This window comes from Rosenbergiella gaditana (genome assembly GCF_018494065.1).
GTDB classification, from domain to species: domain Bacteria; phylum Pseudomonadota; class Gammaproteobacteria; order Enterobacterales; family Enterobacteriaceae; genus Rosenbergiella; species Rosenbergiella gaditana.
Window position 1 is genome coordinate 1 of sequence record NZ_JABBFR010000100.1, and the last position, 222, is coordinate 222.

Sequence of the window (222 nt, forward strand, 5' to 3'; positions counted from 1 at the left end):
TGGTTTTAGCATGCCCGGTACAGAAGAATAAGGGACTGTAAAAGTTTGTACATTACCATTCGCCTCTAATACTTTTATAACTAAATCACCAGATGTTCCGGTTGGTTGAATATTATCGAAAGAAAAAGGGCCAGGTGGAACATTTTTTTGATAAATAGTTGAGCCATTTTGTAATATAGAAACTAGGGCGTTTGTTTGAGCCACCCCTCTAATAATCGGTGA

1 protein-coding gene is annotated in these 222 nt (G+C 37.4%); it reads right to left on the minus strand.

Going from position 1 to position 222, the window contains the following annotated elements; genetic code table 11:
- Positions 1–222 (minus strand): fimbria/pilus outer membrane usher protein (locus tag HH682_RS15625; protein ID WP_214238386.1); only part of this gene is annotated, 222 nt, incomplete at both ends.